This window comes from Pedococcus ginsenosidimutans, from assembly GCF_039544395.1.
GTDB lineage: Bacteria > Actinomycetota > Actinomycetes > Actinomycetales > Dermatophilaceae > Pedococcus > Pedococcus ginsenosidimutans.
Map to the genome: position 1 here is coordinate 670,163 of NZ_BAABLO010000011.1, position 22,421 is coordinate 692,583.

Here is a 22,421-nt window from a genome sequence, read left to right on the forward strand (position 1 = left end):
TCATCCCGCGGCCTCAGCCAGACGCGGCTCGACGGCGGAGCGGGTCGTACCGGGGCACCCAGTAGCCCAGCCACCCGGTGCCGACCAGCGTGAGGGCGCCCATGCCGACGCAGGCCACGGCCAGGCTCGACCACGCCGTGACCGCGCTGATGAGCAGCGGCGCGCCGCTGCCGCCCACCACGGAGACGAACCGCCAGCCGCCGAGGAACTGCGAGCGCCCCAGCGCGGGGGCGTTGTCGGCGCCCAGGGTCATCACGATCCCGGAGCCGAGGCCGTTGCCCACCGCGGCCAGCGACGAGGCCGCCAGCACCGCCCACGCCGTCGTGGTGAGCGGCAGGACCAGCAGGCCGACCCCGAGCAGCACCACGCACGGTACGGCCACCCAGACCCGACCGAACCGGTCCATGACCGACCCCGCCGGGTAGAACAGGAGCATCTCCACGCCGCCGGTGACGCCGAAGATGACCGCCGTCGAGCTCGCCGACAGCCCGACGTGGGCCGCCCACAGCGGCACGAGCACCAGCCGGGAGGACCGCGCGGCCCCGATCACCATGATCCCCAGGCCGAGGGTGAGGTAGGTGCGCCGGTGGTCCCAGATGACGCGCACCGTCGACGACGAGGCCTGTGCGCGCTCCACCTCCTCGTGGACTGCCGTGAGGTCGGGCGCGCGCCACACGAGCACCGCGGCCGCGATGCCGGAGGCCGCGGCGACGCCGAACCCCGCCTGCGGCCCGAACGCGTGGATGAGCGGCGCCCCCACGAACGGCCCGATGAACAGGCCGATGCGGTTGACCCCGCCCAGCGTCGACAGGGCGCGGGCGCGCAGCGCGAAGGGCACGGCGTCGATGAGGTAGGCCTGCCGCGCCACGAGGAACATCGAGGAGGTGAACCCCATCGCGAAGACGGCCACCATGAGCACGGCCACGGACGGCGCGAGCAGGGCCGCCAGGGAGGCGACGGCGTCGACACCGCTGGCGAACAGCAGGGCTCGGCGCTCCCCGATGCGGTGCACCATCGCCCCCGCGGGCACCGCGAAGAACAGCTCGGCGACCAGGGTCAGTCCGGCGGTCAGGGCCGCCACCGAGGGTGACGCGCCCAGGGCCAGGGCGCTCAGTGCCACCACCGGCAGCATGGCGCCGGCCCCGACCGCTGCGACCACGGTCGGGCCGTAGGCGGACACGGCGATGCTGCGCAGCCGGAAGTCGGCGTCCGGACCGGACGTCGGGACGGTGGGTGGTCGCATCGCTGTCCATTCTGTCCCCTCGCGCGTGGCCACCACCGGCGGGACGGGTACGTTGCCCGTCATGGAGCTCGTCGTCCCCGCCCGGTTCTGCGGGCCGCCCGAGTCCGGCAACGGCGGCTGGACCAGCGGGCACCTCGCCGGCGCCGTGCGGACCACCCCGGCCCTGCCCGCCGTGACCGTGCGGCTGCGGACGCCGCCGCCGCTCGACCGGCCCATGACGGTGCGGGACGTGCCGGGCGACGAGGGTGCCGTCGAGCTCGTGGACGGTGACCACGTCGTCGCGCAGGCACGCCCCGACCGCGGCCCCGGCGGGGAGGGCCTCCCCGGCCCCGTCGCGTACGAGGCCGCGGTGGAGGCGGGCGAGCGCTTCGAGGGGCTCGCCGGGCACCCGTTCCCCACCTGCTTCTCCTGCGGCACCGGGCGCGCCCCCGGCGACGGCCTGGCACTGCGCCCCGGCCGGATCGACAGCGATGCGTACGCGTGCGCCTGGGTGCCCGGCGCGGACGTCGACGTCGAGACCGTCTGGGCCGCGCTCGACTGCCCCGGCGGCTGGGCCTCCGGGATCGCCGGGCGGCCGATGGTGCTGGGGACCATGACCGCCCGCGTCGACGAGCTCCCAACCCCCGGCGCCGCCCACGTCGTCATGGCGTGGCAGCGTGGCGAGCAGGGCCGCAAGCACCTCAGCGGCACCGCGCTGTACACCGCCGACGGCCGCCTGCTCGCGCAGGCGGAGGCCACGTGGATCGCCGTCGACCCCACCACCGTCCGACCCGCAGGAGCCACCCGATGACCACTCCCCCGAACTCCGCCCCCACCGACGAGGGCACCCCGGAGCGCAGCACCCGCCCGCTCGCGGTCGTCACCGGGGCCAGCAGCGGCATCGGTGCCGCCACGGCCCGGCAGCTCGCCGCGGCCGGGTACGAGGTGGTCTGCGCCGCGCGCCGGTCCGACCGCATCAAGGACCTCGCCGCCGAGATCGGCGGCCGCGCGGTCACCTGCGACGTCTCGGACGCGGGCGACGTCGCCCGCCTCGCTCAGGCCGTCGGCGCACGGCTCGACGTGCTCGTCAACAACGCCGGCGGCGCCCTCGGGCTGGCCCCGGCGGCCCAGACCGACGTCGCCGACTGGCGTGGCATGTTCGAGTCCAACGTCGTCGGCACCCTGCAGGTGACCCAGGCCCTGCTGCCCGCCCTGGTCGCCTCCGGCGCAGGCACCATCGTCAACGTCGGCTCCATCGCCGGGCGCACCGTGTACGAGGGCGGTTCGGGCTACACCGCCGCCAAGCACGCGGTCGCAGTCCTCACCGAGACCCTGCGCCTCGAGCTCGTCGACCAGCCGGTGCGGATCACCGAGATCGCGCCGGGGATGGTGCGCACCGAGGAGTTCTCGCTCACCAGGTTCGGCGGCGACCAGGAGCGGGCCGACAAGGTCTACGAGGGCGTCAAGGAGCCGCTGGTCGCCGACGACGTCGCCGAGGCGGTCCTGTGGATGGTGCAGCGCCCCGCCCACGTCAACATCGACCTGCTGGTCATCAAGCCCCGCGCGCAGGCGGCGTCGCACAAGATGCACCGGGAGCCCTGAACGCCGTCGGTCGGGCTCCCAGCGCCGTTCCCGCCCGCTGACCTGCGACGACGTGGTTGGGGAATGCAACCATGAAGTTGACGGTTCAACTTTGTATGACCCAGACGCATGACGACCTGACCGAGCTCGAGGCCCAGTTCACCGAGCACCTCCAGCTCGACGCCGACGCCGCGGACCTGCTGTTCCGCGAGGCCCGTACCGCCAACACCTTCAGCGACGAGCCCGTCACGGACGAGCAGGTGCGCGCCATCTACGAGCTGGTGAAGTGGGCCCCCACCTCCATGAACAACCAGCCCCTGCGCATCGTCCTCGTGCGCTCGCCCGAGGCCCGCGCGCGCCTCGTCGAGCACATGGGCGGCAACAACAAGCCCAAGACCTCGACCGCACCCCTGGTGGCCGTCCTGGCGGCCGACGACGACTTCCACGACGAGCTGCCGAAGGTCTTCCCGGTCTTCCCCGGCGCGCGCGACATGTTCGCCGACGAGGAGATGCGTCGCAGCTCGGCCACGATGAACGCGACCCTGCAGATCGCCTACTTCATCCTCGGCGTCCGGGCCGCCGGCCTGGCTGCCGGCCCGATGACCGGGTTCGACGCCGACGCCGTCACCCGTGAGTTCTTCCCCGACGGGAAGCACCGCGCCCTGGCCGTGGTCAACATCGGCCGCCCCGGCGACGGTGCGTGGTTCGAGCGCCTGCCGCGGCTCGACTACGACGAGGTCGTCACCACCGTCTGACGAGGCCCGACCACGATCCGGACGGCTCCCTTTATCCCGTTGCGGACGGCGCGCGAGCGACTTAGCGTCGGAGTACACGGAAGGGAGGTGGTCCAGGAATTGATTTCATATTGGACGCGTGAGGTGACTGCGCGCTAGGTGCGCAACGTCGACTGCTTCGACGGCGCGGACCCGCGCAATCCCAGCAGTTCACCGCAGCCCGCGGGCCGTGCAGGTCGTCCCCTGCACATGCCGAGCCGCTCGATTCGGCGAGGCGAGGCCCGCGGGCTGTTCCGTGCCCGGACCGCCGACCAACCCGGCGGTCGCCTCGTTCGTCACCAAGGGTGAGGCGAACACCAGGAGGCACGCCATGGGAACCACGGGGCACTCGGCACGACGGCAGGTGGCAGGGCTCGCCCTCGTCGCCACGACCGGGCTGGGCCTGGCCGCCTGCGCGGGGAGCGGCGGCTCCGGCACGACGACCAGCACCTCGGGGTCGTCCTCGACCTCGACGTCATCGTCGTCGTCGACCGCACCGAGCACAGGGTCGACCACCTCGGCGAGCGGCAGCAGCACCTCCCGCACGAGCTCCACCGGCGCGTCCAGCTCGACGAGCAGCGGAGCCACCGCGGTGCACCGGTGCACCGCCGCCGCGACCACGACCAGGGCCGTCACCCAGCCCGGCAGCGGCGCGGCGGGCAGCTTCGTCGTGGAGCTCGTCACGAAGAACACCGGACGGAGCGCCTGCGTCCTCCAGGGCTACCCGGGGGTCTCCCTCACGGCCCCGGACACCGGGGCCCAGCTCGGCGCCGCGGCCTCGCGCGACCCCGGCCAGACCGCGTCCCGCGTCCAGCTCGCACCCGGCGCCTCGGCCACGGCCCTGGTCCGGGTGGCGCAGGCGGGCAACTACGGGCCTCGCTGCCACGAGACCCGGGCTGCAGGCTTCCGCGTCTACCTGCCCGGGGAGACCGCCGCCCAGTTCGCGCCCTACGCCGTGCAGGCGTGCAGCAACACCGCGACCCCCCTGCTGTCGGTGCGCCCCTTCCACGGCTGAGTGCCGCCCGGTAGGGGCAGGCGGCCCTACGGGCGGAGTGCGGCGGCCTCGGCGGCGAGCGCCTCGATGCGCGCCCAGTCACCCTGCGCCACCGCGTCCTTGGGGGTGAGCCAGGAGCCGCCCACGCAGCCGACGTTGGGCAGGGCGAGCCAGTCGGCCGCCGTCTCCCGTGTGATCCCACCGGTCGGGCAGAAGCGCAGCTGCGGGCACGGCCCGGAGACCGCCGACAGGTAGGGGCGGCCGCCGCTGGCCTCTGCGGGGAAGAACTTCATCGCCTCGAGGCCGGCCTCGGCCAGGGTCAGCATCTCGGTGAGGGTGCCGGCGCCCGCGAGCAGCGGCAGACCCGAGGCCAGCGCCGCCTCGAGCAGCCGTGGCGGCGAGCCTGGCGTGACGATGAACTGCGCACCGGCGTCCTGCACCTGGCGCACCTGCTCGGGCGTGACCACGGTGCCTGCACCCACGACCATGCCCTCGACCTCGGACGCCACGGCCTCGATGGCGCCGAGACCCGCGGCGCTGCGCAGGGTCAGCTCGATGACCGGTATGCCGCCGCGCAGCAGGGCCCGCGCCAGCGGCACCGCCTGCTCGACGCTGTCGACGACCACCACCGGGATGACCGGGGCGAGGTCGAGGATGTCTGCCTCGCGCGAGATCACGGGCTTGGCGACGGGAGCGGTCGTGGGGGTCATCGGGTCTCCTCGGCGGTGACGGCGGCGGTGGTGTGGTCGTACTGGCGGCCCAGGCTGGCGAAGACGTGGGCGCCCTCGTCGGCGCGGCCCACGGCGGCGCGCATCGGCGCGAACAGCTCACGCCCGGTACCGATCCCCTCCTCGCTCACGCGCTGGGCGGGCAGTCGGGACGCGAACTCGGTCTCGTCGACGAGGACGTCGAGCCGGCCCGACCGGGCGTCGACGCGGATGACGTCGCCGTCCTGGATCTTGGAGATGGGGCCGGCGTGGACCGACTCCGGGGTCACGTGGATCGCAGCCGGGATGGCCCCGGACGCCCCACTCATGCGGCCGTCGGTGACCAGCGCGACGGCGTGGCCGCGCTTCTGCAGGACGCCGAGGGAGGGGGTGAGCGCGTGCAGCTCGGGCATGCCGTTGGCGCTCGGGCCCTGCTCGCGGATCACGACGACGACGTCGCGGTCGAGCTCGCGGCGGGAGAACGCCTGGAGGAACCCGACCTGGTCGGTGAAGACCCGGGCGGGCGCCTCGACGACCTTGTGCTCGTCCGCGACCGCGGAGACCTTGATGACGGCGTGGCCGAGGGTGCCGCGCAGCACCCGCAGCCCACCGTCGGCGGCGAACGGGTCGGTGGCCGGGCGCAGCACCGTGGGGTCGAGCGACTCGGCCGGGGCGTCCACGAACTCGAGCTGCCCGTCCACGAGCTCCGGCCGCTGGGTGTAGCGGCGCAGGCCCGGACCGGCGAGGGTGAGCACGTCCTCGTGCAGCATCCCGGCGTCGAGCAGGGTGCGCACGAGGAAGGCCGTCCCACCGGCCCGGTGGAAGTGGTTCACGTCGGCGGTGCCGTTGGGGTAGATCCGGGCGACGGAGGGGATCGCCGCCGACAGGTCGTCGAAGTCCTCCCACGTCAGGTCCACACCGGCGGCCGCCGCCATGGAGATCAGGTGCATGGTGTGGTTCGTCGAGCCACCCGTGGCGAGCAGGGCGACGACACCGTTGACGACCGCCTTCTCGTCGACGACCTGGCCGATGCCGTACGGCTGCTCGGACGCTGCGATCTCCGCGACGCGGCGGGTGGTCGCGGCGGTCAGCGCGTCGCGCACCGGGTCGTCGGGGTGGACGAACGCGGCGCCGGGCAGGTGCAGGCCCATGACGTCCATGAGCATCTGGTTGGAGTTGGCGGTGCCGTAGAAGGTGCACGTGCCGGGCGAGTGGTAGGACGCGACCTCACTGGCGAGCAGCTCGTCGCGGCCGACCTCGCCGGCTGCGTACGCCTTGCGCGTCTCGGACTTCTCGGAGTTAGAGCGACCGCTGGCCATCGGGCCGGCGGGCACGAGCGCGGTCGGCAGGTGGCCGAACGACAACGCCCCGGCGACGAGGCCGGGGACGATCTTGTCGCAGACACCGAGCATGAGGACCCCGTCGAACACGTCGTGCGACAGGGCGATCGCCGTCGACATCGCGATGACGTCGCGGCTGAAGAGGCTGAGCTCCATACCCGCCCGCCCCTGGGTGATCCCGTCGCACATCGCGGGCACCCCGCCCGCGACCCGCGCGACGGCGCCGACCTCGCGCGCCGTCTGCTTCATCGCCTGCGGGTAGTGCTCGAACGGCGCGTGCGCCGAGAGCATGTCGTTGTAGGAGGTGACGATCCCGAGGCTGACGCCCGTGTCGGCAGCCATGGTGGTGCGGTCGCTGCCCCCGCACGCGGCCACGGCGTGGGCGAGGTTGGAGCAGCCGAGGTCGGTGCGCGCGGGGCGCAGGCTGAGCTCGGAGGCGGCGCGCGACAGTCGCTGGAGGTATGCCGTGCGGCTGGCTCGGCTGCGCTCGGTCAGGCGAGCGGTGACCTCGGCGACGACGGGGTGCAGGGCGGGGGCCATGGGGCTCCTGGGGTTCGGCGGTCAGGTGTCGGACCGCGCGAACGACGTCCTTGGCGTGCGCGTGTGATCTCCTTCACAAGTGTGGCGGCGGCCAGCCCCCGTCCACCACGGCGTTCCGGTATGCGGACGCCACGGCTCAGGCGCGGCTCAGGTGCCGCTCGGGTGCCGCTCGGGTGCCGCTCGAGGCCACCTCAGGGCTGGCGGCGCGACAGGCTCCAGCTGTCGGCGTCGTCCAGCGTCCCCTCGCCGGTCCGGGTGAACACGAGCCGGTCGTGCAGGCGGTTGCGCCGCCCACCCCAGAACTCCACCTCGTCGCAGAGCACGCGCCACCCGCCCCAGAACTCGGGGACGGGCACGTCGTCGGGGTTGCCGTGGTCGGGGTACTGCGCGGCGTACCGGTCGTAGGCGGCCTCGAGCTCGTCCCTGCCCGCCACCGGCTGGGACTGCTGCGACGCCCAGGCGGAGATGCGGGAGGCCCACGGCCGCGAGAAGAAGTAGCCCTGCACCTCCTCGCGGGTCAGCGCCTGTGCCTGCCCGCGGAAGCGGATCGCACGGAACATCGACGGCCAGGTCAGGGCTGCGGCGATCCCGCCCGTGGCGCCGATCTCCTGCCCCTTGGCGGAGACGGTCGCGGTGACGAACCCCGGCCCGCGGTCGTCGAAGAAGCGCATGAGGACGGTGCGCACGTTGGGCATCCCGGCTGCGTCGACGGTGGCCACGGAGATCGCCGTCGGCTCCGGCACGTCGCCCTGCGCCTCGGACCGAGCGATGGCCTCCTCCACCCACAACCGCGCCTGCTGCCACGGGGTCGGGGCGACCTGCGCCTCGGAGAGCCCCTCGCCGGTGTAGTCCACGCGCCGCGCAGTTGTCATGCCCCGAGATTAGGGTGAGGGAAAGACAGCAGCGACAGGAGTCTCGATGCCAGGCACAGGCAAGGCCGTCGGCAAGGTCGTCCGCTGGGGCGTCAAGTACGGCCCCCACGCCATCGTGCTCGCCCAGCAGGCCAAGGAGCCCGCGATGGCCGCGGCGCAGAAGGCGCTTGACCGGCAGAAGGCCAAGCGGCGGGCCATCGAGCACGCCAGCACGGTCCGCGAGGGGTCGGTGCTGAAGACGTTCGACCCGCGCGCGTCCCACGGCGAGGCCGTCTGGGTGGTGTTCGCGGGCGACGACCCGATCGCGGCGCACCCGCCCACACCGACGCCGATCCCCGAGCTCATCGCCAACAGCGACCTGTCGACCAGGGTCCGTCCCGCCGACCTGCCCACCCCGGCCGAGCGCCTCAAGCAGATCCCGCGGCGACGCGGCGTGCACTGAGGTGTCCGTCCTCGACCCGGTGACCAACGGCGCCCGGCGCCAGCTCGCCCACGCCCTGCGCTCCAAGGTGGCCGGCGACGACGCCCGCACCAAGGCCGAGCGCATCTGGGGGGCCGAGGGGCCGCGGTGGTTCACACCGGCCGACCCGATCTGGCGCGTGCACGCCGACGCCTCGATGTTCCCCGCCGGCATCCGCGCCCTGCTCCTGCAGTCCCTGCACCCGCTGGCGATGGCCGGGGTCGCGGGCCACTCCGGCTACAAGGGCGACGCCTGGGGCCGGCTGCAGCGCACCAGCGAGTTCCTGGCCACGACGACGTTCGGCACGGTCGAGGACGCCGAGGCCCTGATCGCTCGCATCCGCGGTATCCACGAACGCGTGCGTGGCAAGGCCCCCGACGGGCGTCCCTACGCGGCCAGCGACCCGCACCTGCTCAAGTGGGTGCACGTCACCGAGGCCGACAGCTTCCTCACGGCCTACCAGCGCTACGCCGTGACGCCCCTGACCGATGCCGAGGCCGACCAGTACGTCGACCAGAGCTGCGTCGTCGCCGAGGCCCTCGGCGTGGTCGACCCACCGCGCACGGTCGCGGCGCTCCGGCAGGTCATCGAGGACTACCGCCCCGAGCTCGAGTCCACGCCCGCGGCGCGGGAGGCCGCACGGTTCCTGCTCGTGCACCCGCCGCTGCCGCTGGCGGCGCGGGCCGGGTACTCCGCGCTGGCGGCAGGCGCCGTGTCGCTCCTCCCGTGGTGGGCACGGCGACCGCTGCGGCTGCCGTGGCTGCCCGTGACCGAGCGCGTGCTGGGCCGGCCGCTCGGCGGGGTCGCGACCGCGACCGTCCGGTGGGCCATGCACGACCCCGACGACGTGCGTCGCCGGGCCCTGGAGCAGCGCGGCGCCGCGAGCTGACGGCCCGGCGGCCGGTAGCCACCGGCGGACGACCACCTCGGAGCGGGTGCCCCGCATGGCGTGCTGGGAACACCACCGCCGCGCGTGAGCTGGTCGTTCGGCGGCGCCCGGTGGGCGCGGCACTCGCTGCGTCGGGGTGGCTGGCTACGGCGTGGGGTGGCGGACGTCGTACCGCAGGAAGCCCGGCTGCAGTCTCGACAGGACGACGATGGCGCCGACGCACGCGAGCCCGCCGATGACGGCGGTCCACGCCTCCCCCACCCCGGTCGAGAGGAACCCACCGGCGAGCTCGCCGAGCCGCGGGCCACCCGCGACCACGACGATGAACACTCCCTGGAGCCGGCCGCGCAGGTGGTCCGGGGTCGCCGACTGCAGGATCGTGGTCCGGAACACCGCACTCACCGAGTCGGACCCGCCGGCGACCGCCATGGCCACGAGACCCAGCCACAGCGCCGTACCCCGGCTCACCACACCACCGGCGGCGAGCATCGCGGCGCCGAACCCGGCGATCGAGAATCCCCAGCCGACGACGGCGACCATGATGGCCAGGCCCTGGCGGCGGACGTGGCCGAGGCGCCCGGAGAAGAACATCGCGCCGATGCCGCCGACGGCTGCCGCGGCCGAGAGCGCGCCCACGGTCTTCGCGCCGCCACCGAAGATCACCGCGCCCGCCGCCGGGAACAGCACCCGCGGCTGGGCCAGCAGCATGGCGGCGATGTCGGCGACGAAGGTCATGCGGACGTTGGGCCGGGTGCCGAGGAAGGCGAACCCGTCGAGCACCGAACGCAGCCCCGGCCGGGTCCGTGCCGCCCCGTCCTGCGGCGGCTCCGGCGGGAGGGACGGGAGGGACGCCAGCCCCCAGAGGGCGGCGGTGGTGATGACCGCGTCGGTCGTGTACGCCGCCTTGAACCCGCCCCAGTCGACTAGGACGCCCGCGAGGAGCGGGCCGACCGTCATCGAGGCGTTCATCGCGAAAACCGACAGGGCGTTGGCGGCCGGCAGCTGCTCGCGGCGCAGGATGCGGGGGTAGATGGAGCTGCGTGCCGGCGAGGCGACGGCGAACGCACCGTTCCACAGGGCCACGAGCAGGTAGAGGACCCAGACCTCGGTGTTGCCCAGCCAGGCCTGCGTGGCACACAGGATGCTGGTCGCGAACGCGACACCCTGGGCCACCAGCCCGACCACCCGGCGGTCGAAGTGGTCGACGAGGGTGCCCCCGTAGAGCCCCATCACCACGAGCGGGACCAGGGCGCACAACCCCACGATGCCGACCGCCGCGGTGGAGCGTGTGAGCTCGTAGACCTGCAGGCCGATCGCCACCACCGCGAGCTGCGAGCCGACGTTGGAGAGGGTGAACCCGGCGTACAGGCGGCGGTACGGCACGTTCTCCCGCAACGGGGCCAGGTCGAGCAGCAGCGGCACGACACGGACCCTATGCCGCCCCGCGTGCCGTAGCGTCGCCGCCATGGAAGCCCGTGCGCGCATCGCGCTGCTCATCGACGCCGACAACTCGTCGGCCAAGAAGCTCGACATCATCCTCAGCGAGCTGTCCAAGCACGGGGAGACCAGCATCCGCCGCGCCTACGGCAACTGGACCAAGGCGAGCCTGCGGCCGTGGACGGAGATCCTGCACCCCAACGCGATCCTGCCGATGCTGCAGTTCGACTACAGCCGCGGCAAGAACGCCAGCGACATGGCGATGGTCGTCGACGCGATGGCCCTGCTCTACACCGACCACCCGGACGCGTTCGGCATCGTCTCCTCCGACGCCGACTTCACGCCGCTCGTGATGCACCTTCGGGCCAAGGGCGCGCAGGTGTACGGCTTCGGCGACAGCAAGACACCCGAGGCGTTCCAGTCGGCCTGCACCACGTTCCTGCTGCTCGACCAGCTGCCCGAGCCGGACGAGGACAGCTCCAACGGCGTTGCCGAGGAGATGCAGCCCGCCCAGGCGACGCGCCCGGCGGCTGCGAAGGCCAGGGCTGCGGTGAAGTCGGCGGCGAAGGCCGCCTCCGCGAAGACCGCAACGGCGTCGTCGGCTCCCGCGGCTTCCACCGCCCCGGCGACGACGACTTCCACCGCCTCGACCGCGTCTGCGGCCAAGGCGACGAAGGCGACCAAGGCCGCCACCGCGGCGCGCAAGACCGCCGCCGAGCTGAAGGGCGACGCGAAGCTGGTGCGCCTCCTGCGCAACGCGGTCGATGCCGCTGCCGACGACGACGGCTGGGCCTCGGTCAGCACCGTCGGCAACCGCATCGCCAACCAGTCGTCGTTCGACTCGCGCAACCACGGCTACGCGTCGCTGACCAAGCTGCTCAAGGCGATCGAGCTGTTCGACCTCCGCGACGAGGGCACCTCCAACCTCGCCGTGCGCGACCGTCGCCAGTCCCGGGGCTGACGACAGGGGCACGCCCACCGGGGTCTGCCCGGCGAGCTGGAGCCGACGGGAGGGTCAGTCGACGACGGTGAGGTCGAGCTCCACGGCGAACGCCTCCGCGAGGTCGATGAGCTGCAGCCGGGAGATCCGCGCGCCGGCGAGCCCCGAGACCCCGCGGGGCGCGGTCACCAGCGAAGCGCTGAGGTCGACGTCCTTGAGCCGGGCCCGCCCGAAGTCCGGCGTCACGACCCGGCCCCCCTCGAAGCGGACCCGCGTCATGGTGGCCTCGGCGAAGTCGGGCTCCACGAGCTGGCAGTCGACGAACTCGACGTCGGTCAGCCGCGCCCCGCGGGCGTTGAGGAACTCGATCTTGCACCCCTCGAACCGCACCCTGCGCAGCTCCGCGCCGTACAGCTGGACGGCCCCGAGCCGCGCTCCACGGATGGTGCAGTCCTGCCACGACGTCTCGGCGAGGTCGGTGCCCGCCCCGTGCACCCCCTCCAGCCGGCAGTCGCTGAAGCGTGCCCGCGGCGCCGACAGGCCGGTGAGCCCGCAGCCCTCGAACGTGCAGTCGAGGAACCTGGCGTTCGCCGCCCGGGCCTCGGAGAGGTCGTCGCCGAACGTGTCGCCGTCGTAGTCGCCGTCGGGAGTGAGCATGACGACATGGTGGCCCATGCCGCCGACGGTGCAGAATGATCCGCACCGGGCCGACGGCGCAGCACCACCGCACCTCGCCCTGCCCCATCCCTCGCCGACGACGCCGACCAGATAGGGGACCCCGTGTCCGACAGTGACTTCAAGCCCGGGCTCGAGGGCGTCATCGCCTTCGAGTCGCAGATCGCCGAACCCGACAAGGAGGGCGGCTCGCTGCGCTACCGCGGCGTCGACATCGAGGACCTCGTCGGGCGCATGTCGTTCGGCCGGGTCTGGGGGCTGCTCGTCGACAACTCGTTCGACCCCGGCCTGCCGCCGGCCGAGCCGTTCCCGCTGCCGGTGCACTCGGGCGACGTGCGCGTCGACGTGCAGTCGGCCCTGGCCCAGCTGGCGCCGCTGTGGGGGTTCAAGCCGCTGCTCGACATCGAGCCCGAGGAGGCCCGGGACAACCTGGCGCGCGCCTCGGTCATGGCACTGTCGTTCGTGGCACAGTCCGCGCGCGGCCAGGGGCAGCCGATGGTCCCGCAGCGCGAGGTCGACAAGGGCCGCACCATCACCGAGCGGTTCATGATCCGCTGGCGCGGTGAGCCCGACCCGGCGCACGTCGAGGCCGTCGACGCCTACTGGGTCTCCGCCGCCGAGCACGGCATGAACGCCTCCACCTTCACCGCCCGTGTCATCGCCTCCACCGGTGCCGACGTCGCCGCCTGCCTCTCGGGCGCGGTGGGCGCCATGTCCGGGCCGCTGCACGGCGGCGCCCCGTCCCGTGTGCTGCACATGATCGAGGGCGTCGAGGAGACCGGCGACGCCACCGCCTACGTCAAGGGCGTCCTCGACCGCGGCGAGCGCCTCATGGGCTTCGGCCACCGGGTGTACCGCGCGGAGGACCCCCGCGCCCGCGTGCTGCGCGACACCTGCAAGCGGCTCAACGCCCCCCGCTACGAGGTCGCCGCCGCCCTGGAGCAGGCGGCCCTCACCGAGCTGCGCGAACGCCGCCCCGACCGCGTCCTGGAGACCAACGTGGAGTTCTGGGCGGCGGTGGTCCTCGACTTCGCCCAGGTGCCTGCCTCGATGTTCACCCCGATGTTCAGCTGCGCCCGCTCGGCCGGCTGGTCGGCGCACATCCTCGAGCAGAAGAACACCGGCCGCCTGATCCGACCGAGCTCCCGCTACGTCGGCGAGGCCCCCCGCGGCGTCGAGGCCGTCGCCGGCTACCGCCCCTGACCCTCACCTGCCGCTGGGACCCCGGGCACGCCGGGGTCCCAGCGCGGGACCGGGACGACGCGGGTACCGCGCGCTGCACCGGATCCTCACTGGCGTCCGTTTGGTGGACCTGACGTCCCACGCCTCGGGACGTGGTGCCAGACTGTGCCCGTGACCCAGACTGCCGCCCAGACGATCCCCGCCGACCTGCTCCCCAAGGACGGGCGCTTCGGCTCCGGCCCCTCGAAGGTGCGCCCCGAGCAGGTCGAGTACCTCGCGAGCCTCGGCACCACCCTGCTCGGCACCTCCCACCGCCAGGCCCCGGTGAAGAACCTCGTGGGCGCCGTGCGCGAGGGCCTGTCCGAGCTGTTCAGCCTCCCCGAGGGCTACGAGATCATCCTCGGCAACGGCGGGTCGACCGCGTTCTGGGACATCGCGGCGTTCGGGCTGGTGCGCGAGCGCGCCCAGCACCTGGCGTTCGGCGAATTCTCCAGCAAGTTCGCCAGCGTCACCGGCAACGCACCCTTCCTCGGCGACTCGACGGTCATCAAGGCCGAGCCCGGCACCCTGGCCAGCCCCGTCGCCGAGCCGGGCGTCGACGTCTACGCCTGGCCGCACAACGAGACCTCCACCGGCGTCATGGCACCGGTGAAGCGCGTCGAGGGCGCCGACGCCGACTCCCTGGTGCTCATCGACGCCACCTCAGGCGCAGGTGGCCTGCCGGTCGAGGTGAGCGAGACCGACGTCTACTACTTCGGCCCGCAGAAGTGCTTCGCCTCCGACGGCGGCCTGTGGCTGGCCGCCTTCTCCCCCGCCGCGCTCGCCCGCGTCGACGAGATCGCGGCGACCGGCCGCTGGGTCCCCGACTTCTTCAGCCTGCCGACCGCCATCGACAACTCGCGCAAGAACCAGACCTACAACACCCCGGCGCTGGCGACCCTGGCGCTGCTGCGCTCGCAGATCGACTGGATCAACGGCAACGGCGGCCTCGACTGGGCGGTCGCGCGCACCGCCGACTCCAGCGGCCGCCTCTACGACTGGGCCGAGCGCACGAGCTACACCACGCCGTACGTCGCCGACCCCGCCGCCCGCTCGCAGGTCGTGGCGACCATCGACTTCGACGACGCCGTCGACGCCTCGGCCATCGCCAAGACGCTCCGGGCGCACGGCGTCGTCGACGTCGAGCCCTACCGCAAGCTGGGCCGCAACCAGCTGCGCGTGGCCACGTTCCCGGCGACCGAGCCCGACGACGTCTCTGCCCTGATTGCGTGCATTGAGCACGTCGTGGGGTGATTGGCGCGCGGTGACGCGCCACCCCGCGTAACCTCGGCCTCCACCACTCGTTGTCCCCGTAGACCACCCGAGTGGTGGGGGATGACGGAGCCGAGGAGCCGAGGACATGACCCGCGTGACGCGACTGCACTGGCGCAGAGCCGCCGCCGCCCTGCCTGCCGTGGCGCTCGTCGGGACGGGTATCGCGCTCGCATCGACCGGGGGCCACCCCAGCACCGACGTGGTCGCCGACTCCAGCCCCCTCATCACGGTCCCCAAGGTGGCGGTCACGCAGCCGGAGTCCCCGACCGTGCCCGCCCTCCCGGAGCTGCCTGCCCCGGCTGAGGCCGCACCGACACCGGTGGTGGCAGCCGCGGGCCTGCCCGCCTCCTCGGTCGCGAGCGCCAACGGCATCCCCGCGGCCGCGCTCGCCGCCTACCGGCGCGGTGCCCAGCTCGTCGACGCAGCTGACGCCGAGTGCAAGGTCGACTGGGCCCTCGTGGCCGCCATCGGCAAGGTCGAGTCCAACCACGGCCGCTACGGCGGCAACGGCATCGACACCAGCGGCACCGTCCGCCCCGGCATCTTCGGCATCCCGCTCAACGGCAGCAACGACACCGCCGCGATCCGTGACACCGACCGCGGGGTCTTCGACCGCGACACCACCTGGGACCGTGCCGTGGGGCCGATGCAGTTCATCCCTGGCACCTGGCGCTCGGTCGGCGTGGACGCCAACGGCGACGGCAGCAAGGACCCCCAGAACATCACCGACGCCGCCACCGCCACCGCCGTGTACCTCTGCTCCGGCCCCGGCGACCTCAGCACGGAGAGCGGCGCCCGCTCGGCCGTGCTCCGCTACAACCAGAGTGACGCGTACGCCGACCAGGTGCTCGCCATCGCCCGCGCCTACCGTGGCGGCTTCACCGTCGTGCCGGACTTCGCCCTCACCGACCACCAGCGCACCGACGCACCGTTCCTGCCCTCGGGCGTGGCCCAGCCGGCAGGTGCCCGGGCTACGGCCGCCGGCAAGCCCTCGACGAAGCCCTCCTCGGGCAAGCCGTCCTCCAAGCCGTCCGCGGGCGGCGCAGGCAGCGGCTCCGGCAGCGCGGCCGCAGGGTCCGGTGGCACGGCCTCCGGCGGCTCGACCCCCGCGCCGTCGTCCACGGCCGGCACCGGCGTCGTCGGGACCGTGACCGGCGTGGTGGGTGGCGTCGTCGGCGGCCTGACGGGCCAGACCCCGACGCCCAAGCCGTCCCCCTCGACCCCGGCGCCGAGCACGACGACGACCCCGGCCCTGCCGCTGACCGTCCCCCTGCTGGGCAACGGGACGTGCCCGGCAGGTTACGAGCCGGTCCTGCAGCTGGGCATCCCGATCCTCTGCACCCGCTCCTGACCGAGAGCTGAACCGCCCGTCAGGCCGTCGGACCGCTGGTCGAGCGGCACACCCCGCGGCGGTCGGCCGCAGCCAGGCTGCCCGCGCCGACCTCTGAGTCCTCGAGCTCGGTGCCCGAGCTGTCGAGCACGGCGACGTGCCCTCCCCCGCCGTCCGACAGGTGAAGGCTTGCCCAGCGTCGGGCCCCCTCCAGCGTGGCGAAACGGCGCACGACGCCGGGCCCCGAGACCTGCCAAGCCCCGGGCCCCAGCGGCCGGACCCTCAGGCATGCCGGCGACGGTTCGCCTGCCACCCCGACAGCATCCCGCCGACCCCGGCGCCCCGCCTCAACCAGATGGCGGAGGCAAGCGGGTCAGCGGACCAGGCTGGCGACCACCGCGACCGCGACGACGATCACGAGCACCGCGATGGTCACGCGACGGCGGAAGACCGGCGTCACCGTACGGCCTCGGGCACCGGCTCCGACACAGGGGCCGGCACGGTGCGGATGCGCAGGCGCGGGCGGCGCTGGGACTCGTACGTCACCTGCACATTCTCGTGCCTGACGAGCCAGCCCGACACCACCACGGTGATCAGGCCGACGGCGATGGTGCCGATGCCGATCGTCCACCGCGGTCCCCACACGTCACCGACCCAGCCGATGACCGGCGCTCCGAGCGGCGTCCCGCCCATGAAGATCGCCATGTAGAGAGCCATCACCCGGCCGCGCATCGCCGAGTCCACGCTCAGCTGGACCATGGCGTTTGCCGTGGTCAGCGCGGTGAGGGCCGACAGGCCGACCGGGACGAGCGCCAGTGCGAAGAGGGCGTAGGTCGGCGCGAGGGCCGCGAGCCCGCTCGAGATGGTGAACCCGGCGAAGGCCACGAGCAGGATGCGCAGGCGGGGTCGGGCACGGCGGGCCGACAGCAGGGCAGCGGTCAGGGAGCCGATGGCCATGATCGAGCCCAGCAGGCCGTACTCCTCGGGACCCTTGCCGAACTCCCGCGTGGCCATCAGGGCGGTGGTGATCTGGAAGTTCATCCCGAACGTGCCCAGGACGAACACCAGGGCCATGACGAGCATGATGTCCGGACGGCTGCGGACGTAGGCGACGCCCTCGCGGATCGCGCCGCTGCGACGGCTGAGCATCGGTGCCGGGCGCAGCTCGGCCCGGGCCATCGAGGCCAGCGCGACGAGCACCGCCACGAAGGTCAGCGTGTTGAGCAGGAGCGTCCAGCCGGTGCCGAACGCCGCGATGGTCAGGCCGGCGACACCGGGGCCGATGAGGCGGCCGGCGTTGAACGAGGCGCTGTTGAGCGAGACGGCGTTGGCGAGGCGGTCGCGCGGCACCATCTCCGAGACGAAGGTCTGCCGGGCTGGGTTGTCGACGGCCGTGGCCACGCCGGTGAACAGGGCGATGGCGTAGACCATCCAGAGCTGGGCCGTGCCGGTGACGGCGAGCAGGCCGAGGGCGAGCGAGGACACCGCCAGCGCCGACTGGGTGATCGCGAGGATGACGCGCTTGGGATAGCGGTCGGCGATCATCCCGGCCCACGGGGCCAGCAGGAGGAACGGCAGGAACTGCAGGCCGGTCACGATGCCGAGGGCGGTCGAGGAGTGGTTGGTCAGCTCGGTGAGCACCAGCCAGTCCTGGGCCACCCGGCCCATCCAGGTGCCGATGTTGGAGATGAAGGCACCGGTCGCGTAGATCCGGTAGTTGCGGACGCGCAGGGAGGAGAAGGTCGGGCTCACTCGTTGGCCACCCTCGTGAGGATCACGGCGGCCTGCCGCAGGATGTCCTGCTCGGCGGGGGTCAGGTGGCCGACGCGCACCGACATCCAGGCGTCGCGCTTGCGGCGGATGTCCTTGAGCAGGGCCGTCGCGGCGGGGGTGAGCGACAGGATCACCTGCCGCCGGTCGGAGGGGTCGTCCGTGCGCTCGACGAGCCCGAGCTCGACGAGGCGGGCCACGGTACGGGTCATGCTGGGGGCGCTCACCCGCTCGATCTCGGCCAGCTCACCGGGGGTGCAGGGTGTGTGCTCCAGACGGTTCAGGACCGAGAACTGGTGGGGCGCAAGCTCGTCCGTGCTCTCGAACCGGACCCGTCGGGAGATGCGCATGCACGCCAGGCGGAGCTCGCCGGCGAGACGCGACACTGCAGCGGGGGTGAGACCGGCCTCAGCGGTGCGGCGGGTGGCGCGCGCAGGCGGTGGGGTCATGGTGTCTCCTAGGTCAGGTACTTAGCATAACTCATTACCTGTGCTAAGTATTTCCCCGCCTCTGACAGACCCCCGGACGACGTGTGCCGCGTGACCCCGGGGAGAGGTCACGCGGCACACGGTGCAGCGGCTGGGTACGGGGGTCAGGCCCCGAACAGCTCCTTGATGGGCGTGATCGCGAAGTACAGGACGAACAGCGCGGACACCGTCCACAGCAGCGGGTGGATCTGGCTGCTCTTGCCACGGACCGCCTTGATGACCGTGTAGACCACGAAGCCCGCGCCGATGCCGGCGGTGATCGAGTAGGTGAACGGCATCAGGACGATGGTGAGGAACGCCGGGATCGCGATCTCCAGGTCCTCCCAGTCGATGCCACGGACCTGCTGCATCATCAGGAAGCCGACCACGACCAGCGCCGGGGTGGCCGCCTCGTACGGCACCACCTTGACCAGCGGGGCCAGGAACGTCGCGAAGAGGAACATCACGCCGGTGACCACCGAGGCCAGACCCGTGCGCGCACCCTCGCCGACCCCCGCCGCGGACTCGATGTAGGAGGTATTGGACGACACCGAGCCGGCGCCACCGGCGATCGCGGCGACCGAGTCGACCAGCAGGATCTTGTCGGAGTTCGGGGGGTTGCCGTTCTTGTCGAGCAGGCCACCCTCGGCACCGACGGCGACCATCGTGCCCATGGTGTCGAAGAAGTCGGCCAGCAGGAGCGTGAAGACCAGCAGCACCGCGGAGACGACGCCGATCTTGGAGAACGAGCCCAGCAGGTTGAAGTGGCCCAGCAGCGAGAAGTCGGGGACGTCGACGACCTGCTTCGGGAGCTTCGGGACGTTGAGGCCCCACCCGGCGGCGTTGACGAACTTGCCCGTCTGGTCGACCTGCGGCCCGATGCCGGCGATGGCCTCGACGATGATCGCGAGCACCGTGCCGCCGAGGATGCCGTAGAGGATCGCGCCCTTCACGTGCAGGACCAGCATGATGATGATGGCCAGGACACCGACGACGAAGACGAAGGTCGGCCAGCCGTTGAGGGCGCCACCGATGCCGAGCTCGACGGGGACCGGGCCGGTGCCGGTGCGCCGGACGAACCCGGCGTCGACGAGGCCGATGATGGTGATGAACAGCCCGATGCCGACCGAGATCGCGGTCTTGAGCTCGGCCGGGATGGCCCGGAACACCGCCTGCCTGAACCCGGTGAGCACCAGGACCAGGATGATGATGCCCTCGATGACGATGAGCCCCATGGCGTCTGCCCACGTCATGTCGGGCAGCTTGGCGATGCCGAACGTGACGAACGCGTTGAGCCCCAGACCGGTCGCCAGGGCCAGGGGGTAGTTGGCCACGACGCCCATGAGGATGGTCATGACGCCGGCGATGAGTGCCGTGCCGGCAGCCACGAGCGTCTGCGCCTTGACGATGTCACCCCCGCCGAGGAAGTGGCCCGTGCCGTCCTGCTGGGTGCCGATGATGAGCGGGTTGAGGACGACGATGTAGGCCATCGTGAAGAACGTGACGAGGCCACCGCGGATCTCCCGCCCGGTCGTCGAACCGCGTTCGCTGATGCGGAAGAACCCGTCGAGGCCACCGGCCCGCGGGGCCGTTGCCGGGGTGGGGGATGGCCGGGGGGACGTGGGTGAGGGCTTCGCCATGGGCAGCAGAGTAGGGCCTGCGTGTTGCCGGGGTGTGAAAGATAGGCTGGCGCCGTGAACGAGTCGCCGGGGGAGCTGCAGCCGCTGTCCGTGAGCAGCGCGACGGTGACCCTGTGGGGGCTCGCCTGCTGGGCCGTGGCCCTCGTGGTGACCCTGGTCGTGCCCTCGCTGCACGAGGGCGACCGGCACTGGTGGCCGTGGACCTGCGTCGCCGCCATCGTGATCGGCTCGCTCGGGTACGGCTTCATCCGCCGCGGCCGCGGCAACGCCGCCGGCGCCACCTAACCCCGCTCCGTACCCAACTCCGCGCCCTCCCCGTACCCACGCCGCCCCGTACCCGCCCCTCCCGCCCCGGCCCCGCCCGGTAAAACGCTGGTTGCCCGGCAACCCGCGGGACGACAACGCGAGGTGTGCCGGGCAACCAGCGTTTTGCGGGGCCGTTCCGTCAAGCGGCTGTACGGCGCAGAGCCAGCTCCACGCGTCGGCGGACCTCCTGCGGCCGGTCCAGGTCGGCCCACGTCAGGCGGACGACCACGTACCCGAGCTCCCGCAACCTGTCCTCACGCACCTTCTCCGCGACGAGTGCTGCCTGACCTTCCGCGCCGGCATACTTCACGGCCCCGTCGAACTCGACGACCACCCTTCCCGCGACGAGGAAGTCGACCCTCGCCACGAGCCGGCCCCATCCGTCGCGCACCTCGTGCTGCGGCTCGACCGGGAGCCCCAGGGCCGACAGCACGAGGCGGGTCCGGCTCTCACCCGGTGACTCGCTCGACCCGTCGACCGCTGCCAGCACCCGCCTCGCCCGGGCCCGTCCGCGCAGCCCGGGGAGCAACCTGTCCCCCGCGTCCTCGAGCTCCTCCGGTGAGCACAAGCCGTCGCGCAGCGCCGCGTCGGCGGCGACCACTGCAGCCTCGACGCTGAAGGACGCCGTGGTCACGAGGGCGTCCGCGACGGCCTGGACCTGGAGGCCCTCCACGGGCTCACGCGCCACCAGCCCCCGGAGCGGGGTGACCCGCAGTCCCGACCGAGTCGCCACCTCCTCGACGTCACTCGACAGCACCACCAGCCCCCGGTCGACGTCCCACAACGGCAACCGCCACAGGGCCAGCGCACTGTGGCGGCTCACCACCTCCGACCCGCCACGTGCTCGGGCCACTGCCATGACGGTCAGGCGGTAGCGCTCGTCGACACCGGCCTGCGACCACAGGTCGCCGTCGACGAAGGCGCCTCGACGAACGCGGACGAGCAGGCCACGGCGCACCCACGCTTCGCGGTCCTCGGGGGAACAGCCCAGCGCCTCGACCTCACCCGCACCGATGACGCCGCCGTTGGCCGCCATCCGGGTGATCGCCTGTCGGTCCATGGCTGCACCTTGGCGCCGTTCGGACGCGCCATACCGAGTCGTGCCGCCTCCTGTGGACGGCGGACCAGGGCATGGCACTCCTGTGGACACGCAAGACGCCGGTTGCCCGGCGAAGCGCGCGGAATCGTCCCGAGGAAAGCCGGGCAACCGGCGTTTTGCCGAAGCCGGCAGGGGCAGAGGGGTCAGACGAGGTCGTAGCTCAGCTCGTCGACGATGGGCTCGCCGGTGTGGACGTGCTCGGCGGGCTCGGCGTCGACCTCGGAGTGGGCGCCGCAGCCGTGGTCAAGGCTCACGACGCGACCGTCGGAAGGCGACCAGGCGTTGGCGCACACGCCGAAAAAAGAGCGCAGCGCACCTGCCATCGGCAGGAAGTAGCCGCAGGAGGAGCACGGCGCCGGCGCCTTCTCGGCGACGTCGGCGTGCGGGCCGTTCTCACCCTCGTACCAGCGCTGGGCCGCCGCCTCGCGACCCTCGGCCGACAGCACGCGCTTCCGCCCGAGGCCGAGCTCGTAGGTCGCGAGCTCGTCGACCTCCTCGTCACCGGTCGCCTCGAACCCGGGCTCGAGCAGGGGGTCGTCCTCCTTGTAGGGGAGCACGTCGCCGGCACCGAGGTCGCCGGGGGCGATGCGGTCGGCGTAGGGCAGCCACTCCGGCGACAGCAGGGCGCCGTCGCCGGGGACGAGGTTGGTCTCGCAGACCGTGGCGACCTTGCCACGCGGCACCCTGGCGACGGTGATGGCCCAGCGCCAGCCGGGGTACGACCGCGCGGTGCAGTCGAAGTAGTGGGTGGCGAGGCGCTCCTCGTCCATCTCCATGCCGAGGTGCTCGCCGACCGTGCCGGACTCGGCGATGGACTCGGCGGCCTCACGGGCCAGGTCGACGGCGCCCTGAAGGACCAGGTCTCGCTTGACGGCGGCCATCC

The 22,421-nt window shown here is 72.8% G+C and carries 23 protein-coding genes; 11 read left to right on the forward strand and 12 right to left on the reverse strand.

Going from position 1 to position 22,421, the window contains the following annotated elements; all coding sequences use genetic code 11:
- Positions 1–13 precede the first annotated feature (13 nt).
- Positions 14–1,243 (reverse strand): MFS transporter, encoded by a 1,230-nt coding sequence (locus ABEA42_RS14095; RefSeq protein WP_345504265.1) that lies wholly within the window; start codon positions 1,241–1,243, stop codon positions 14–16.
- A gap of 61 nt (positions 1,244–1,304) precedes the next feature.
- Here ABEA42_RS14095 and ABEA42_RS14100 point away from each other — a divergent pair, with 61 nt between their 5' ends.
- From ABEA42_RS14100 to ABEA42_RS14110, 3 genes are all read left to right on the forward strand, one after another.
- Positions 1,305–2,033, forward strand: a complete 729-nt coding sequence (locus ABEA42_RS14100) for a hypothetical protein (RefSeq protein ID WP_345504267.1) — start codon at positions 1,305–1,307, stop codon at positions 2,031–2,033.
- Entirely contained in the window at positions 2,030–2,824 is a 795-nt protein-coding gene (locus tag ABEA42_RS14105; protein WP_345504269.1) for an SDR family NAD(P)-dependent oxidoreductase, read from the forward strand. The genes ABEA42_RS14100 and ABEA42_RS14105 overlap by 4 nt, the downstream gene beginning before the upstream one ends.
- Before the next feature lie 95 nt (positions 2,825–2,919).
- The gene (locus ABEA42_RS14110) at positions 2,920–3,558 is read left to right on the forward strand and encodes a malonic semialdehyde reductase (RefSeq protein ID WP_345504271.1); all 639 of its coding nucleotides are present in this window, start codon (positions 2,920–2,922) and stop codon (positions 3,556–3,558) included.
- A 189-nt stretch (positions 3,559–3,747) separates the two neighbouring features.
- On the opposite strand, the gene ABEA42_RS14115 is transcribed toward ABEA42_RS14110, so the two are convergent.
- Positions 3,748–4,260, reverse strand: a complete 513-nt coding sequence (locus ABEA42_RS14115; protein ID WP_345504479.1) for a hypothetical protein — start codon at positions 4,258–4,260, stop codon at positions 3,748–3,750.
- On the opposite strand from ABEA42_RS14115, the gene ABEA42_RS14120 reads away from it, so the two are divergent.
- The gene (locus ABEA42_RS14120) at positions 4,169–4,591 is read left to right on the forward strand and encodes a DUF4232 domain-containing protein (protein WP_345504474.1); all 423 of its coding nucleotides are present in this window, start codon (positions 4,169–4,171) and stop codon (positions 4,589–4,591) included. The genes ABEA42_RS14115 and ABEA42_RS14120 overlap by 92 nt on opposite strands.
- Positions 4,592–4,617: 26 nt before the next feature.
- Here the strand turns inward: ABEA42_RS14120 and eda are convergent, their stop codons facing one another.
- The 3 genes from eda to pdxH form a co-directional block, all read right to left on the reverse strand.
- The gene (eda, locus tag ABEA42_RS14125; RefSeq protein ID WP_345504273.1) at positions 4,618–5,280 is read right to left on the reverse strand and encodes a bifunctional 4-hydroxy-2-oxoglutarate aldolase/2-dehydro-3-deoxy-phosphogluconate aldolase; all 663 of its coding nucleotides are present in this window, start codon (positions 5,278–5,280) and stop codon (positions 4,618–4,620) included.
- On the reverse strand, positions 5,277–7,157 hold the full coding sequence (gene edd / locus ABEA42_RS14130) for a phosphogluconate dehydratase (protein WP_425572078.1): 1,881 nt from the start codon (positions 7,155–7,157) through the stop codon (positions 5,277–5,279). The genes eda and edd overlap by 4 nt, the downstream gene beginning before the upstream one ends.
- 191 nt (positions 7,158–7,348) lie before the next feature.
- On the reverse strand, positions 7,349–8,029 hold the full coding sequence (gene pdxH, locus ABEA42_RS14135; RefSeq protein WP_345504275.1) for a pyridoxamine 5'-phosphate oxidase: 681 nt from the start codon (positions 8,027–8,029) through the stop codon (positions 7,349–7,351).
- A 46-nt stretch (positions 8,030–8,075) separates the two neighbouring features.
- Between pdxH and ABEA42_RS14140 the strand changes: the two genes are divergently transcribed.
- Positions 8,076–8,471, forward strand: coding sequence for a hypothetical protein (locus tag ABEA42_RS14140; RefSeq protein WP_345504277.1), 396 nt, complete (start codon positions 8,076–8,078; stop codon positions 8,469–8,471).
- A 1-nt stretch (position 8,472) separates the two neighbouring features.
- Positions 8,473–9,378, forward strand: a complete 906-nt coding sequence (locus tag ABEA42_RS14145) for an oxygenase MpaB family protein (protein ID WP_345504280.1) — start codon at positions 8,473–8,475, stop codon at positions 9,376–9,378.
- Positions 9,379–9,522: 144 nt separating this feature from the next.
- Here the strand turns inward: ABEA42_RS14145 and ABEA42_RS14150 are convergent, their stop codons facing one another.
- Positions 9,523–10,845, reverse strand: coding sequence for an MFS transporter (locus ABEA42_RS14150; protein ID WP_425572086.1), 1,323 nt, complete (start codon positions 10,843–10,845; stop codon positions 9,523–9,525).
- On the opposite strand from ABEA42_RS14150, the gene ABEA42_RS14155 reads away from it, so the two are divergent.
- Positions 10,844–11,776 (forward strand): NYN domain-containing protein, encoded by a 933-nt coding sequence (locus tag ABEA42_RS14155; protein ID WP_345504284.1) that lies wholly within the window; start codon positions 10,844–10,846, stop codon positions 11,774–11,776. The genes ABEA42_RS14150 and ABEA42_RS14155 overlap by 2 nt on opposite strands.
- Positions 11,777–11,830: 54 nt before the next feature.
- Here the strand turns inward: ABEA42_RS14155 and ABEA42_RS14160 are convergent, their stop codons facing one another.
- Positions 11,831–12,430 carry a pentapeptide repeat-containing protein gene (locus ABEA42_RS14160; protein ID WP_345504286.1) on the reverse strand — a complete coding sequence of 200 codons (600 nt, stop codon included), beginning with the start codon at positions 12,428–12,430 and terminating at the stop codon, positions 11,831–11,833.
- Between the two features lie 105 nt (positions 12,431–12,535).
- On the opposite strand from ABEA42_RS14160, the gene ABEA42_RS14165 reads away from it, so the two are divergent.
- From ABEA42_RS14165 to ABEA42_RS14175, 3 genes are all read left to right on the forward strand, one after another.
- Entirely contained in the window at positions 12,536–13,633 is a 1,098-nt protein-coding gene (locus tag ABEA42_RS14165; RefSeq protein ID WP_345504288.1) for a citrate synthase 2, read from the forward strand.
- A 150-nt stretch (positions 13,634–13,783) separates the two neighbouring features.
- Entirely contained in the window at positions 13,784–14,905 is a 1,122-nt protein-coding gene (gene serC, locus ABEA42_RS14170) for a phosphoserine transaminase (RefSeq protein WP_345504290.1), read from the forward strand.
- 106 nt (positions 14,906–15,011) lie between these two features.
- A complete protein-coding gene (locus tag ABEA42_RS14175) occupies positions 15,012–16,277 on the forward strand; it encodes a lytic transglycosylase domain-containing protein (protein WP_345504292.1) in 1,266 nt (421 codons plus the stop codon).
- Between the two features lie 435 nt (positions 16,278–16,712).
- Here the strand turns inward: ABEA42_RS14175 and ABEA42_RS14180 are convergent, their stop codons facing one another.
- The 3 genes from ABEA42_RS14180 to ABEA42_RS14190 form a co-directional block, all read right to left on the reverse strand.
- On the reverse strand, positions 16,713–18,008 hold the full coding sequence (locus ABEA42_RS14180) for an MFS transporter (RefSeq protein WP_345504294.1): 1,296 nt from the start codon (positions 18,006–18,008) through the stop codon (positions 16,713–16,715).
- Positions 18,005–18,475, reverse strand: a complete 471-nt coding sequence (locus tag ABEA42_RS14185; protein WP_345504296.1) for a MarR family winged helix-turn-helix transcriptional regulator — start codon at positions 18,473–18,475, stop codon at positions 18,005–18,007. Before ABEA42_RS14185 ends, ABEA42_RS14180 begins: the two co-directional genes overlap by 4 nt.
- Positions 18,476–18,618: 143 nt before the next feature.
- The gene (locus ABEA42_RS14190; protein ID WP_345504298.1) at positions 18,619–20,133 is read right to left on the reverse strand and encodes an NCS2 family permease; all 1,515 of its coding nucleotides are present in this window, start codon (positions 20,131–20,133) and stop codon (positions 18,619–18,621) included.
- 54 nt (positions 20,134–20,187) lie between these two features.
- On the opposite strand from ABEA42_RS14190, the gene ABEA42_RS14195 reads away from it, so the two are divergent.
- Positions 20,188–20,418, forward strand: coding sequence for a DUF2530 domain-containing protein (locus ABEA42_RS14195; protein ID WP_345504300.1), 231 nt, complete (start codon positions 20,188–20,190; stop codon positions 20,416–20,418).
- A 160-nt stretch (positions 20,419–20,578) separates the two neighbouring features.
- Here the strand turns inward: ABEA42_RS14195 and ABEA42_RS14200 are convergent, their stop codons facing one another.
- A complete protein-coding gene (locus tag ABEA42_RS14200; RefSeq protein ID WP_345504302.1) occupies positions 20,579–21,499 on the reverse strand; it encodes a hypothetical protein in 921 nt (306 codons plus the stop codon).
- 182 nt (positions 21,500–21,681) lie between these two features.
- On the reverse strand, positions 21,682–22,419 hold the full coding sequence (locus ABEA42_RS14205; protein ID WP_345504304.1) for a DUF3027 domain-containing protein: 738 nt from the start codon (positions 22,417–22,419) through the stop codon (positions 21,682–21,684).
- Between the last annotated feature and the right edge of the window lie 2 nt (positions 22,420–22,421).

Coding starts and splice junctions, on each gene's coding strand:
- ABEA42_RS14095 (WP_345504265.1), bottom strand. CDS start 1,243: ATGCGACCACCCACCGTCCCGACGTCCGGTCCGGACGCCGACTTCCGG.
- ABEA42_RS14100 (WP_345504267.1), top strand. CDS start 1,305: ATGGAGCTCGTCGTCCCCGCCCGGTTCTGCGGGCCGCCCGAGTCCGGC.
- ABEA42_RS14105 (WP_345504269.1), top strand. CDS start 2,030: ATGACCACTCCCCCGAACTCCGCCCCCACCGACGAGGGCACCCCGGAG.
- ABEA42_RS14110 (WP_345504271.1), top strand. CDS start 2,920: ATGACCCAGACGCATGACGACCTGACCGAGCTCGAGGCCCAGTTCACC.
- eda (WP_345504273.1), bottom strand. CDS start 5,280: ATGACCCCCACGACCGCTCCCGTCGCCAAGCCCGTGATCTCGCGCGAG.
- edd (WP_425572078.1), bottom strand. CDS start 7,157: ATGGCCCCCGCCCTGCACCCCGTCGTCGCCGAGGTCACCGCTCGCCTG.
- pdxH (WP_345504275.1), bottom strand. CDS start 8,029: ATGACAACTGCGCGGCGCGTGGACTACACCGGCGAGGGGCTCTCCGAG.
- ABEA42_RS14140 (WP_345504277.1), top strand. CDS start 8,076: ATGCCAGGCACAGGCAAGGCCGTCGGCAAGGTCGTCCGCTGGGGCGTC.
- ABEA42_RS14155 (WP_345504284.1), top strand. CDS start 10,844: ATGGAAGCCCGTGCGCGCATCGCGCTGCTCATCGACGCCGACAACTCG.
- ABEA42_RS14150 (WP_425572086.1), bottom strand. CDS start 10,845: ATGGCGGCGACGCTACGGCACGCGGGGCGGCATAGGGTCCGTGTCGTG.
- ABEA42_RS14160 (WP_345504286.1), bottom strand. CDS start 12,430: ATGGGCCACCATGTCGTCATGCTCACTCCCGACGGCGACTACGACGGC.
- ABEA42_RS14175 (WP_345504292.1), top strand. CDS start 15,012: ATGACCCGCGTGACGCGACTGCACTGGCGCAGAGCCGCCGCCGCCCTG.
- ABEA42_RS14185 (WP_345504296.1), bottom strand. CDS start 18,475: ATGACCCCACCGCCTGCGCGCGCCACCCGCCGCACCGCTGAGGCCGGT.
- ABEA42_RS14190 (WP_345504298.1), bottom strand. CDS start 20,133: ATGGCGAAGCCCTCACCCACGTCCCCCCGGCCATCCCCCACCCCGGCA.
- ABEA42_RS14200 (WP_345504302.1), bottom strand. CDS start 21,499: ATGGACCGACAGGCGATCACCCGGATGGCGGCCAACGGCGGCGTCATC.
- ABEA42_RS14205 (WP_345504304.1), bottom strand. CDS start 22,419: ATGGCCGCCGTCAAGCGAGACCTGGTCCTTCAGGGCGCCGTCGACCTG.